A 14,127-nucleotide genomic window follows, 5' to 3' on the forward strand; every position below is an offset into this window, starting at 1 on the left:
GAGCAGTTGAGAATCAAAATTAGCGCGTAAACTGGCAGCTGCATAAGCAGCTGCTTTTTTGACGATGGAGAATGCATCCTCATGCTGTAAAATAATCGTTACAAGGTTACGATGGACTTCCCGCTTTATTTGTAACTATAATAAAGTATTAATCTCGTCATAGCCGGAGATCCGGTTGGATACATATTCGTTGAGTAGGATGTGATGGATTGGACACGAAGTATTCCGTTCCTGCGTTGGATCGGGCACATGCTGTCTTAACGCTGTTAGCCGAGGAGCCCTATACATGGAAGCTTTCGGATATTTCCAAGCAGTTAAGCATCAGCAAAAGCACGCTGCACTCGCTGCTGCATACGATGGAGAGGCTGCAGTGGATTAATCGGGATCGTAATGAAACGTATGCGGTAGGAAGCGCGCTGGGTAATTATGGGAGCGCCTATTTCCGGCAGTTCGATCTCATTGATGAATTCAGACGTGCGGCTGAGCCTGTGATGCGCAAGCTTCAGGAAACGGTTCAACTGGCTCGTTTGGACGGAAGTGAAGTGCTCTATTTGGCCAAAATTGAAGCGCCTTCGCCTGTGCAGATGGTATCCGGCCCCGGTGTGCGCTTTCCGGCTCATTCCACTGGGCTTGGGAAAGCGCTGATGTCCGACATGGAAGCTGGACAAGTCCGTGAGCTGCTGCCCCATGAACAGCTGCCACAACGGACCGTCCATACGATAGACAATCGTGAGGCATTCATTCAAGAACTGGACAAAGTTCGGCATACAGGCTATGCCTTGGACATTCAGGAAGGCGTCATGGGCTTCTGCTGTGTATCCGTGCCGATTCGGCGCAGGGGTGAGATCATCGCTGCCGTGAGCTGCTCGATGCCCGTTCACACTTGGGAAATGAAAAGGGAAGAGGCCATTCAAGCCATTACAAAGTTGGCAGCAGCTCTTTCGACGAGTCTATAGGTTTAAATCCCGGACGCTTACTTCAAGCGTGCCGGGATTTTTTGTTGTATTTAGGCCATTTCAGTCATTGACAACCAAGTTCCCGTATGGGAAGATATGGTTAACAGTAATTTATGAACACTGTTCAGTATAATGAACGAAAGGTGCGAATAAGACAATGAAACTAGTGAGATTTTCGCTGCCTGCCGAGAATACAATACGCAGCGGTTACTTGGAAGGGCATAGTATTCATGAGTTTGTCGGGGATATGTTCTCGGGGCGAGAGAAGACAGGACGAAGTTTTGAACTGGAGCAGGTTTCGCTGAGAGCTCCGCTAGTACCGAATCATATTATTGGCATCGGCAAAAACTTTGTTCCCGACCATACGGAGAAGCCTCCGGTTCCAGAATTGCCTATTTTATTTTTCAAACCTTTAACAGCTGTCGTTGGTCCGGGGGATGCAGTCATTTTGCCTCAGGGAACAGCAGAAATTAAGTTTGAATCGGAGCTGGCTGTCATTATTGGGCGCACAGCCAAGGATATCCATCCGACCCAGGCAGATGACGTCATTTTCGGTTTTACCGTGGCTAACGATTTGGGAGCCTTTAATTATTTCCATCCGGAGGGACATTGGACGATTGGAAAAGCGTTCGACACGTTCTGTCCGCTGGGACCGGTCATTGAGACGGATTTCAACTATCGCACTGCTCGGATTCAGGCAGCTGTTAACGGTGTGATGAAGCAGGATGCAACGATGGAACACATCATTACGCCAATTGATGAGATGATAGCGTATATCAGCCGTTTCATGACCTTGAATCCGGGTGACGTGATTTTGACAGGAACGCCGGCAGGATCGGACTATGTACGCCATGGAGATGTCGTGGACTGCTGGATCGAAGGCATCGGTCGTTTGTCCAACCCTGTGCAAACCAATTCTCAGTAAACGAAGGAGATGGAGAAACTATGAATCCATATATCCATGTAGGAAATCTGCAAGTTGCATCCGGTCTGCATCGTTTTCTGGAGTCTGAGGTTTTGCCGGGAACCGGCTTAAGCGCGGATAAGTTCTGGGGACAGCTGGAATTGTTGATTGACGAGCTGACTCCGGTAAACCAGGCACTGCTGCATAAGCGCGATGAGCTTCAAGGGCTGCTGAACCAGTGGCATAAACAGCACCGGGACGATTTTGATGCGGAGACATATAAAGCTTATTTGTATCAAATTGGTTATTTGGAACCGGAAGCCGAAGATTTTCAGATTACGACGCAAAATGTCGATGAAGAAATCGCCAAGCAATCCGGCCCGCAGCTGGTCGTACCTGTGAACAATGCGCGCTATGCGCTGAATGCGGCGAACTCGAGGTGGGGAAGCCTGTATGATGCCCTATATGGCACAGACGTCATTGATGACAGCGATGGTGCCGAACGAGGTGCTTCGTACAATGCAGCGCGCGGTCTGAAGGTCATTGCCTATGGGAAATCATTTTTGGACCAAGCAGCGCCTTTAACGAAGAACTCGCATGCGGAAGTGGTTGCCTATTCCGTTGCTGACGGGCAACTGCAGATCGTTCTGACGAACGGAGAGGTTGTCGGTCTGCAAGAGAGCGCTCTGTTCGTCGGGTATCAAGGCAGTCCAAGCAGTCCGGCGGCTGTTTTGCTGAGCAATAACGGGCTCCATATCGAAATTCAAATCGACCGCCATCACCGGATCGGTCAAAATGACCCGGCAGGCGTAAAGGACATCCTCTTGGAAGCGGCGATTACGACGATCATGGACTGCGAAGATTCCGTTGCTGCTGTAGATGCGGAAGATAAGGTCGACGTGTACCGCAATTGGCTGGGTCTCATGAAAGGGACTTTGCAGGCATCCTTCCAAAAAGGCGACGCAACCGTAACCCGTGCGCTTCATTCAGATCGCAGCTACGTGTCAGCGGAAGGCAAAGCTTTCGAACTGCCCGGCCGTTCCCTTCTTTTTGTGCGTAATGTCGGACATTTGATGACGATCGATGCTATTCTGGATCGAAATGGAAACGACGTGCCCGAAGGCATTCTAGACGCCGTAGTGACCAGCGCTATCGCCATGCATGATGTGATCGGCAACAGTCTTTACCGGAATTCCAATAAAGGATCCATCTATATTGTAAAACCCAAAATGCACGGCTCGGAAGAAGTTGCCTTTGCCAACACGCTGTTTAATCGGGTAGAGGATTTGCTCGGTCTTGAGCGCCACACGATTAAGATTGGCGTGATGGACGAAGAACGGCGCACATCTTTGAATTTGAAAGCCTGCATCCGTGAGGTTAAAGACAGAATCGTGTTCATCAACACAGGATTTCTGGATCGAACAGGCGACGAGATGCATACCTCCATGGAAGCCGGACCAATGATCAGGAAGAATCAGATGAAATCTTCCACTTGGCTGCAGGGCTACGAACGTTCGAATGTTCATGTCGGACTGACTTGCGGCTTGCAGGGCAAAGCGCAGATTGGCAAGGGGATGTGGGCGATGCCGGATCTGATGAAGGAGATGCTCAAGCAAAAAAACAGCCAGTTAGAAGCGGGCTGCACAACAGCTTGGGTGCCTTCGCCGACTGCGGCAACGTTGCACGCTTTACATTATCACCAGGTGGATGTAAAAGAAGTTCAAGCGCAGCTGCTCAAGCATAGCGCGAGCTATATCGATCAAATTCTGGAGATTCCTGTGTCGCCGGATGCCTCATGGTCCCAAGAGGAGATCCAGCAGGAATTGGATAATAATGCCCAAGGAATACTCGGATATGTCGTTCGCTGGGTGGAGCAGGGAATTGGCTGTTCGAAAGTTCCTGATATCAATAACATCGGCCTAATGGAGGACCGGGCAACGCTGCGGATTTCCAGCCAGCATCTGGCCAACTGGCTGCACCACGGCATCTGCAGCGAAGAACAAGTGATCGAGACGATGCGGCGAATGGCGTCCATCGTCGATAATCAGAACGCGAACGATCCTGCATATCGCAGCATGTCAGCCGATTATGAACGGTCGGCGGCGTTTCAAGCAGCGCTCGAATTGGTGCTTCAAGGCTATGATCAGCCCAATGGTTATACGGAACCCATTTTGCATCGTTATCGCAGAGCCTTTAAAACCAGTGGCGCAGCCTTGAAGGCCTAACCGTATCATCCTCATGTAGAAAGGAGCGGTATATGCATGCGTATTCTGGTTGCACCGGATTCGTATAAAGGATGTAGGACAGCTTCACAGGTTGCAGCCCTCATGAAGAAAGGCATTGAATCCGGATATCCGGAAGCGATTGTGGAAACCGTCCCTTTGGCGGATGGCGGGGAAGGAACGCTCGATACGCTGGTGGACGCAACCGGAGGCAAAGTGATGGAGGTTGAAGTCACTGGGCCCAACATGGCGAGGGTGGCCTCCAAATATGGCGTCTTAGGCGATCAACAGACAGCCGTAATTGAAGTTGCGCAGGCTGCGGGTCTGACGTTGGTGCCGCAATCGGCAAGGAATCCGCTGCAAGCGACAACTTTAGGCGTCGGAGAGCTGCTGATTGCAGCTCTGGATGAAGGCTACAGGCAATTCATCATTGGACTGGGCGGAAGTGCGACGAATGATGGCGGGTTAGGCATGCTCCAGGCGCTGGGTGGCGTATTTGCGGATGAGAACGGCCAGCAGGTGCTCTCCATAGCTTTGTCCTTAGCAAGCATCCGTTCCGTTGATTTAACAGGGGTAGACCCCAGAATCAAAGAAAGCCAAATTACGGTAGCTTGCGATGTAGACAATCCTTTATGCGGGCCAAGGGGGGCTTCTGCGGTATTCGGACCCCAGAAAGGTGCCTCGCTGGAGCAAGTGGAGGTGCTTGACGCCTCCTTGCATGCTTATGCCTCGCTCATCGAGCACCATACAGGCCGCAGCGCTCAAAGCATTCCGGGAGCAGGCGCAGCAGGTGGGCTCGGGTTTGCTTTCCTTATGCTTGGCGCCGAGCTCGTGCCTGGCGCTAAGATTATGGCGGAAGCATCCGGCCTTGAGCGTAAACTGCGAGTGGCAGACTGGGTCATTACGGGAGAAGGCCGAAGCGACTCCCAAACGATGTACGGCAAATTGCCAGTCTATGTCGCTCAACAAGCGAAGGAGCTGGGCGTGAAGGCAATTCTGATATCCGGCGGCCTTGGGCAAGGGTATGAGGATTTATACGCCTATTTTGTAAGCTGCCACTCCATTGTGTCTGGACCCATGTCGTTGGAATCTGCCATGGAGCATGCTGAAGTGCTACTCATGCGTACGTCGGAAAACGTCGCCCGACTCATACAAGCCGCCAGCGGCAACAGGAGGGAAGCGGAATGTCTATAACCACAAGCATGATCCTGCGGATCGAAATTGATAAATCGCTCATCACCTTCGGCGAAGTGGCCACGGCCATTCATCATGCAGGCGGAGATTTGGTCGCTATGGATATGATCCGGGCGGGTAAGTCCGTGATTGTTCAAGATCTGACCGTTCAACTGAACGCTGAGGATGACCAGCAGCTGATTCGTGCGGTCAATGCCCTGAAGGGAGCACGGGTTGTGCATGTTTCGGATAGCACGTTTCTTGCCCACCTTGGGGGCAAGATTCAAGTAACGCCCAAAACGCCGATCAAAAACAGGGAGGATCTGTCTCGGGTATATACGCCAGGCGTCGCGCGAGTCTGCATGGCGATCAAGGAAGATCCGCAGAAGGCATACACCTTAACAGCAAAACGGAATACGGTTGCCGTCATTACGGATGGGACTGCGGTTCTGGGCCTTGGCGACATCGGCCCTGAGGCTTCGATGCCGGTTATGGAAGGCAAGGCGATGTTATTTAAGCAATTTGCCGATGTGGATGCGTTCCCGATTTGTCTGCAAACGAAGGATACGGAAGAAATTTTGCAAATTGTCAAAGCGATTTCGCCGACATTTGGCGGGATCAACTTGGAAGATATCAGCTCTCCTCGCTGTTTTGAGATTGAACGCAGGCTTCAGGAAGAGCTGGATATTCCTGTGTTTCATGATGACCAGCATGGAACGGCGGTTGTGCTGCTGGCGGGTCTGCTGAATGCGCTGCGTCTAGTCGGCAAATCGATTGAGCAAATACGTGTGGTCGTTTGCGGCATCGGAGCAGCAGGAGCGGCATGCATTGGGATGCTGCAGGCAGCGGGGGTGCGGAGCATTATTGCTGTAGACCGGTGCGGGGCTTTGGTGCCGGGTAGCGCTTATGGGAACCCGACGCTGGATCGCATCGCAGCGATTACAAATCCGGAGCGCAGACAGGGAGGGCTATCGGAGGTCATCGGCGGTGCGGACGTGTTCATCGGCGTATCAGGTCCCGGCGTGCTGAAAGCTTCGGATCTCCGCTTGATGGCCAAGGATCCGATCGTGTTCGCCATGGCGAATCCGGAACCGGAGATTGACCCGGAGCTTGCCCAGCCTTGGGTGAGGGTTTTGGCTACGGGGCGGAGCGATTATCCGAATCAGATCAACAATGTACTCTGTTTTCCGGGCATATTCCGTGGCGCACTCGACTGCCGTGCTTCGTGTATAAATGAGGAAATGAAGCTGGCTGCAGCCGGAGCGATTGCCTCTATCGTGATGGATGAAGAACTGAACGAGCAATACATTATCCCCAGCATTTTTAACGATAAGGTTGTGCCACGCGTGCGCGACGCTGTGGTGGAGGCAGCGGTACGTACCGGGGTGGCCAGACGGATTCCGCCGGAATATCAGTCTGGTGAGAACGCGCGCGGTTCCCAGCTTTTGCAAGAAAACATGCTGATGTACTAATCAGGGAGACCGGCCTAGCGGCCGGTCTTTTTTGATGCAGACAAATTTTGTTCCGTCAGCAATTCTTTGTCCATGCGCTTCATCAGCGGGCGATTCAAGAACTGTCAGTTATATGCCAATTGCAGGTTAGGTACAATGAGCAAGAAAGATAGAGAAGATGCAGGAAGGGGAGACAGACAATGGCTACAAATGTGGTGTACCGCCGAGAATCTTCAATGATCCATTTTGCAGCAGCCAGACTGCAGGAGACCTTGAGTAAACTCGAAGCGAGTGTGCAGATTTCAACGAGGGGGAGCGTTGCTGCCATAGACAGGGTGATCATCCTCGCGGATCGCAGCGAAGCGGAGCAATACGGAATTGAAGTGGACGGTGCAGTGACTCCGGAAGGTTTTGAGCTTCGCAGAGGGGAAGCTGACCACACATCAACGCTGTTTGTGATCGCCGGCGAGGAAGCGGGGGCCATGTACGGTACCCTGGAGCTTGAAGAGCAGCTTCAGCGAACGGGATCGCTGGCGGACGTGCAAGCGTGTGTCGTGAACGCTCGTTTTCCATTTCGTGCGGTCAAGTTTAATTTACCGTGGTCAAGCTACCGCAAGAACGCGTGCTTTGAACTCCAAAAGGAGACGGTTCGCGATTTGGCATTTTGGCAAAAGTTTCTAGATATGATGGCCGTAAACCGCTATAACGTGCTTACGCTGTGGAACCTGCATCCTTTTCCGTACATGATTCGTCCGGTTCATTACCCGAAGGCATGTCCATTTACCGATGAGGAATTGGCGGAATGGAAAACCTATTGGTCTGCGTTGTTTCGAATGGCGAAACAGCGGGGAATCGAGACGTATATGGTCAATTGGAATATTTTCGTATCGGAATCGTTTCGGGAACACTATGACCCTCAAGCCATCAGTGATGAGTCCTTTTATCATTACGGAGATTCGTATTCGACAGAGCAGATTATGCAATATACGCGGGAATGCGTGACGCAATTGATTGATGAGTACCCTGACTTGACAGGCCTTGGCATCTCTTTAGGGGAGCGAATGAACGACATGACCGCTCAGAGCCGGCAGGACTGGGTCAATGAAGTGTATTTCGAGGGCATGAGGAGCGCAAGCCGGCCGGTGAAATTCATTCATCGTGCTCCCTTCTCCGTAGATCCTTCCATCACAAGAACCGCCATTGAACAAAACGGGTTTCTGCCTGAGCCTGTATGGGTTGAAGTGAAATTTAATTGGTCCCATGCCTACTCATCGCCCAAGCTGCTGCTGACCCATGGTGGCTCGGATGGGATGGAAGGCTATTGGAAACCGACGCCGAGCAATTACAAAATTACATGGATGGTACGGAATGAAGACTTCTTCACCCTCCGCTGGGCGCAGCCTGATTTCATTCGTCAGCATATTGCCGAGAACGGCCAGGAATATGTAGGAGGCTATTATGTCGGGTCTGAATGCATGATCCCCGGCATCGATTATTCGCATTCGCCGGACAGCGATCACCTCAACTGGACCTATCTGTTTGAAAAAAATTGGCTGTACTACATGCTCTGGGGCCGGCTGCTCTATGACCCTGCTACGAAGGATGAGGTGTTTGCGCAGGCGATTGAGCGGCACTACAGAGCGCCTGTAGGAGAAACGCTCCTACAGGCCTATGCTTCCGTCTGCAAAATGCCGATGGCACTCGCCTCGATGTACGCATTTACGTGGGATTTTACGTTGTATGCCGAAGGCTTCCTGTCCACCGATGAAGCGGAATATGATAACGGGGCTTCGTTTATTTCGCTGCAAGATTTGCTGGAACGAAAAACGTTCAATCCCGACTATTTGTCCGTATCGGAATACGTGGAACAGGAGCTTAACGGCGTTGTTTCCAATCGGGTGACTCCGCTTCAATTGGCAGACACACTCCAAGCCGATGCGATGGAAGGACTGCAGCGGCTGGATGCTCTTCCGTGCGATCAACCTGAGCTATGCTGTGAAAAAGCGGACATTGAAGCGTGGGCGTATTTAAATCTCTATATGGCTGATAAATTGCGTGCTGCCGTCGCGTACCGCCGATATGAAAGAACGGGTGACGAAAGTCAGCGGCAGCAGGCCGTGCGCTTGTTACAAGCCCCGCAAGCTGCCGGACATTGGGAAAAGCTGGTCGCAGTGACAAGTTCGCACTATAAGGAGCATCCGCTGATGCACCTGGGCAAAACTCCTTTTTCATGGGCGCTATTCCGTCCGCAAGTACGGGCTGATATTGCTTTTGCAGCCGGAGACCAGCAATAAGGAACGTCTCGGGGACCCATCATTCACAGTCATGCTGCAGACAAATGGTGTCCCCCCGGACAATACTTGCGCTTCGGCAAGCGAGTGAGTGGATGCAAGAAGTGTCTATAGGATGCAGAAGGGACTGCACCTATAATCAGACTCGAACGAAGCGAACAAACTCAACAGGAGGATGGATATGGCAAATTCAGATTGGTTGAGAAAGCGAAGTAGAGGCGTACATTTAACAATCCGCGATGTGGATTGCAAAGATTTTGATACGGAGCGTTTTGCGAAAGATTTGCACGAGCTGGGTGCCAATGTCCTATCCTTTTTTTGCGCAGGTTATGTGACGGTTCATCCGACCCATCTTTCCATCCGGAAAAGCCCGTTTCTCGGTGACAGGGACTTGACCGGCGATATCGTGAAAGCGGTTCACGCCTATGATATCCGAGCGGTGGCGGCTATGGATCTAAGCTTGATACCCGGCAATGCTGCGCAGGAGCATCCGGATTGGTGCTCACGCGACCATGAAGGCAAACCCTACAAGGCGAATCAGGACTTGGGTGACTTTTATATCGCTTGTCCGTTAAGCGGATACCAGAACGAATATTTAGCGGAAATTTTACGCGAGATCGTAACCCGGTACGAGGTGGACGGCATTAAATTCGGCGGAGGCAGCTATGGCTTCTCCTCTTATGGCAACGGTATTTGTCATTGTGCCCGGTGCAAGGAAGCGTTCGGCGCCTACTCGGGCTTCGCCATCCCGGTCAAAGAGGATTGGAACGACCCGGCTTGGGGCACGTTTCAAAGATGGCGTCAGCAGCGCGTCGTCGATCGGTCCCGTTTCTTATATGAATTGGTAAAATCGCTCGATCCGAACATGCCGGTCATGTGCAACAGCGTATGCTTCGGGGAGACCGGATGGACGACCAAAGGCGCCCTTGATATTGAACGGATGGCTGCGTACATTGATGCCGTGCAAGTGGAGGCCCAAACCCGGGTACGTGTGGACGGAGACACGAGCCATTGGGATTTCCTGCTCTGGCCGGCTGAAGAGGCCAACTTCCTGGACAATGTGAGCGATCATCAGCCATGGGTACTTGCGTCTTACTTCCAAGCTTGGCCTTGGCGCAGAAATGCTGTGCCGCCTGCTGAACAAAAGGTGTATATGGCACAGATTTACGCTAATGGCGGCAATGCCATTCTCAATCTATCGGGTGGTCCGATCCAAGGCCATCAAGACCAGCGCGGTTTCCCGGCTGTGAAGTCCTTGTACCATTTTGTAGCGGAGAATCAGTCCTATTACCACGAAGACCGATCGGGTGCGAATGTGGCCATCGTTTACTCCCAGGATACTCTCTTCTACTATGGCAAGGAACAACCGCAATTAAAATATGTGGATGCCATTCGCGGGATCGAATTAGCGCTATCCGACGCTCACATTCCGTTCGATATCATTTCGGATGCGGTCGTCAAGCAGGGGGATCTAAGCAAATACCGGACGATTATCTTGCCATCGACCGCCTGTATGTCGGAGGAGACGGCTGCGTCTTTGAGAAGCTATGCCCAGAATGGCGGCAGCTTGATTGCCACGTTTGAAACATCCTTGTTCGATCCGGATGGAAAGCAGCGTGACGATTTCCAGCTCGCGGATTTATTCAAGGCTTCTTATATCAGCACGGACTCAGTGATGGGCGAGAATAACGGCGTGTTCAAACAAAGCTACATGAATGTGTGCGATGCTTCCCATCCTTTATTGGCACAGCTTGGGAACACCCAAGTGATCCCGGCGTCGCATAACTATTGCCGAGTGCTGTCTGACCCGTCATCCGCTGTGCCGTTAACGTTATCCGCTCCATTCCGAGTATTCCCGGAAGGAATGTCCTATACGCTGGAACCGGATACAGGGATGCCGATGCTCATAACCAACGAGCTTGCTTCGGGCGGTCGAATCGCGTATTTCCCCGGCCAGCCGGACAAGGCTTTTGCCAAAGTCGGCTACCCGGATTGGGCATTGCTGATTGTCAATGCGGTCCGCTGGACAACGAGGGATACACTTCCGCTGCGTGTAGAAGGTCCAGATACGCTGCTCGCGACTTTACGGGTTCAGGACGGCAAACGTCTTGTTCACCTTGTGAATATAAACGGCGGCAGGAGAATGTTCAGCGGGCTGATCCCTGCGCGAGATATTACGGTAAGCGTTCCTTTGGACGGGGAATTCCAGCCTAAACGGGCATTTACATTGACGGATCACAGCCCGTTAGCGTTAACGGCCGATGAACAGGCTGTTTCCGTTCGCTTGTCCAGCGTTATGGATTATGAAGTCGTTGTTTTTGAATAACGGGGGGAATGGATGGCATGGTTCATGAGATTTTACTGCCAGGCCGGATTGTTTACGGATTAGGCGCATTCTCGCAAGTGGGCACTTATGCGGCAGGACTTGGCCGCAAGGCATTGATTGTAAGTGACCCTATAATGGAAAAGATCGGCCATGTTGAGACATGCAGAATCCATTTGCAGCAGGCTGGTATTCCTAGCGCCGTGTACACAGGTGTGGCTACGGAGCCGACCGATCGGCATTTGCAAGAGGTGCTGGAGGTTTGCAGAGCGGAACAATGTGACGTCCTTATTGCGGTCGGGGGCGGCAGCTGCATCGATGCGGCTAAAGCGGCTGCAGTCATGATGACAAATAGCGGAGATATCTCCGATTATGTCGGGGGCAGCAAAGCGTTCGCTCACCGCCCGCTGCCGCTCATCGCCGTCCCGACGACGGCTGGGACGGGCTCTGAGGTCACGAAAGTAACGGTCATTATCAACACGAGCACGAATGTTAAAATGATGATTGCCCAGCCCGAACTGCTTCCGCAAGTAGCCATCGTGGATGCGCTGCTATGCATGTCATGTCCGGCTTCGGTTATTGCGTCTTCAGGCATCGACGCCTTATGTCATGCTATTGAGGCGTACTGGTCTAAGAAAGCCAACCCGATGACTGACGGATGGGCGCTGCAGGCGATCGATTTGTTAATCAAGCATTTGCCGATCTGCTACACCAAGAAGGGGGAAACGGAAGATTTCGCGCAAATTGCGCTGGGGTCCATGCTGGCGGGAGCTGCTTTCTCCAATGCTTCGGTCACGCTTGTGCACGGCATGTCTCGCCCGCTCGGGGCTTTGTTTCATGTTCCGCACGGCATATCCAACGCCATGCTGCTGCCGGCCGTACTGGAGTTTACGGCTGAATACGCCGAGGAACGGGTTGCTGCAATCGGAAGGATCATGAGGCCGGATTTGGCGGCCGAAGGCAGCAAACGGCTCGTTTTAGCCGTTATTGAAGAAGTCAAGTCGCTTTGCAGGCTGTTAAAAATACCCAATCTGCATGGTTGGGGGCTGGATAAGGAGCAATTCTCCAGCGCCATCCCGAAGATGGCCGCCGACGCCATCGCTAGCGGAAGTCCCGGCAACCATCCGAGACCGGTAACGGCGGAAGTGATTGAAGCGTTGTATCGTACATGCTATGCGTACCAAATTGAATAAGGAGCTGTTTTTCAATAATGGCAACTATACCGAACTTGCAAAATTACATCGGCGGGCGTTGGGTCCCGCCGGTAAATTCCACCTACGAGGACGTGCCCAACCCGGCAACAGGTGAAGTCATTGCACGCGTGCCGCTGTCATCGAAGGAGGATCTGCAAGCTGCAGTGGCTGCCGCCCGCAGCAGCTTTGAAGCTTGGAGAGATACGCCCGTTCCGAAGCGTGCTCGCATCCTATTCGCTTACCAGCAGCTGCTGGTAAGCCATTGGGAAGAGCTGGCCCGTCTCATCACGCAGGAGAATGGCAAAAGCTACACTGAAGCGTACGGTGAAGTGCAGCGCGGAATTGAGTGTGTCGAATTTGCAGCAGGGGCACCGACTTTGATGATGGGCTCCCAGCTGCCAGATATCGCAACCGGCATCGAATCCGGCATGTACCGTTATCCGCTGGGGATCGTTGCAGGCATTACCCCTTTTAATTTTCCGATGATGGTGCCCTGCTGGATGTTTCCACTCGCGATTGCGTGCGGCAATGCGTTTATTCTGAAGCCCTCCGAAAGGACGCCGCTCTTGGCGAATCGTTTAGCAGAGCTTTTGACCGAGGCTGGGTTGCCTGCCGGTGTATTCAGCATTGTCCACGGCGCTAGAGAGATCGTGAACGGCATGATCGAGCACCCGGACATTCAGGCCATCTCCTTTGTCGGCTCCCAGCCTGTAGCTGAGCATGTGTATCGCTCGGCAGCAGCCGAAGGCAAACGGGTTCAAGCGCTGGCAGGGGCCAAAAACCACAGCATAGTGCTGCCCGACGCCGACCTCGACCTTGCTGTCAGCAATATTATTAATGCCGCCTTCGGCTCCGCGGGTGAACGCTGCATGGCTTGTGCAGTCGTTGTCGCTGTCGGCGCTATTGCCGAACCGCTCATTCAGAAGCTGAAGGAGGCTTCTGAGCGAATCAAGATCGGCAACGGGCTTGAGCCAGACGTATTCCTGGGACCTGTTATTCGCTCTTCCCATAAAGAGAGAACATTGAACTACATCGAAGCGGGCGTTCAGGAAGGCGCATCGCTTGTCGTAGATGGAAGATGCGCAGTTCAGACGCAGGAGAGCGGTTATTTCGTCGGACCGACCATTTTTGACCGGGTTCAGACGGACATGAAGATTTGGCAGGAAGAAATTTTTGCTCCTGTGCTGAGCGTGGTGCGCGCAGATACGCTGGAAGAAGCGATTCACATCGCAAATCGTTCGGAATTTGCTAATGGAGCGTGCCTGTATACGGACAGCGCCAAAGCGATCAGGCAGTTCCGCGACCGGATCGATGCGGGAATGCTTGGGGTCAATGTAGGTGTGCCGGCGCCGATGGCATTCTTCCCGTTCTCGGGTTATAAGAAATCATTTTACGGAGACCTCCATGCAAACGGTCGAGATGGCGTCGAGTTTTACACACGCAAAAAGATGATGACAGCACGCTATTAACGGCTAGCGGAGCATGCTACAATGAGGAACAGACATTTTATTCCCACCGGACATTATTTGCTTTAGGTGCAAAATCAGGTTGAAAATCAAAAAATGTCGCTAAACTGCCTTCTTGCAAGGGGATACAATACAAAATGAAAGCGCT

Annotated in this window: 8 protein-coding genes and 1 pseudogene; all 9 read left to right on the top strand. The window is 52.4% G+C overall.

Annotation, left to right across the window (positions count from 1 at the left end; genetic code table 11):
- Positions 1-209 precede the first annotated feature (209 nt).
- The 9 genes and pseudogenes from O9139_RS11525 to O9139_RS11565 all read left to right on the top strand — a co-directional run bounded on the left by O9139_RS11525 (position 210) and on the right by O9139_RS11565 (position 13,982).
- The gene (locus tag O9139_RS11525) at positions 210-956 is read left to right on the top strand and encodes an IclR family transcriptional regulator (RefSeq protein ID WP_270879623.1); all 747 of its coding nucleotides are present in this window, start codon (positions 210-212) and stop codon (positions 954-956) included.
- Between the two features lie 157 nt (positions 957-1,113).
- On the top strand, positions 1,114-1,881 hold the full coding sequence (locus O9139_RS11530) for a fumarylacetoacetate hydrolase family protein (RefSeq protein ID WP_270879624.1): 768 nt from the start codon (positions 1,114-1,116) through the stop codon (positions 1,879-1,881).
- Positions 1,882-1,901: 20 nt separating this feature from the next.
- Positions 1,902-4,085, top strand: a complete 2,184-nt coding sequence (locus O9139_RS11535) for a malate synthase G (RefSeq protein WP_270879625.1) — start codon at positions 1,902-1,904, stop codon at positions 4,083-4,085.
- A gap of 36 nt (positions 4,086-4,121) precedes the next feature.
- Positions 4,122-5,276: a glycerate kinase gene (locus O9139_RS11540; protein ID WP_270879626.1), complete on the top strand. Its 1,155-nt coding sequence runs from the start codon at positions 4,122-4,124 to the stop codon at positions 5,274-5,276.
- A complete protein-coding gene (locus tag O9139_RS11545; protein WP_270879627.1) occupies positions 5,267-6,727 on the top strand; it encodes an NAD-dependent malic enzyme in 1,461 nt (486 codons plus the stop codon). The genes O9139_RS11540 and O9139_RS11545 overlap by 10 nt, the downstream gene beginning before the upstream one ends.
- Before the next feature lie 176 nt (positions 6,728-6,903).
- A pseudogene (locus O9139_RS11550) lies at positions 6,904-9,000 on the top strand (hypothetical protein); the annotation flags it as partial.
- 178 nt (positions 9,001-9,178) lie between these two features.
- Positions 9,179-11,323 carry an alpha-amylase family protein gene (locus O9139_RS11555; protein ID WP_270879628.1) on the top strand — a complete coding sequence of 715 codons (2,145 nt, stop codon included), beginning with the start codon at positions 9,179-9,181 and terminating at the stop codon, positions 11,321-11,323.
- 17 nt (positions 11,324-11,340) lie between these two features.
- Positions 11,341-12,513, top strand: coding sequence for an iron-containing alcohol dehydrogenase (locus O9139_RS11560; RefSeq protein WP_270879629.1), 1,173 nt, complete (start codon positions 11,341-11,343; stop codon positions 12,511-12,513).
- 17 nt (positions 12,514-12,530) lie between these two features.
- Positions 12,531-13,982, top strand: a complete 1,452-nt coding sequence (locus O9139_RS11565; RefSeq protein ID WP_270879630.1) for a CoA-acylating methylmalonate-semialdehyde dehydrogenase — start codon at positions 12,531-12,533, stop codon at positions 13,980-13,982.
- Positions 13,983-14,127: the final 145 nt, after the last annotated feature.

The organism is Paenibacillus aestuarii (assembly GCF_027789125.1).
GTDB classification, from domain to species: domain Bacteria; phylum Bacillota; class Bacilli; order Paenibacillales; family NBRC-103111; genus Paenibacillus_E; species Paenibacillus_E aestuarii.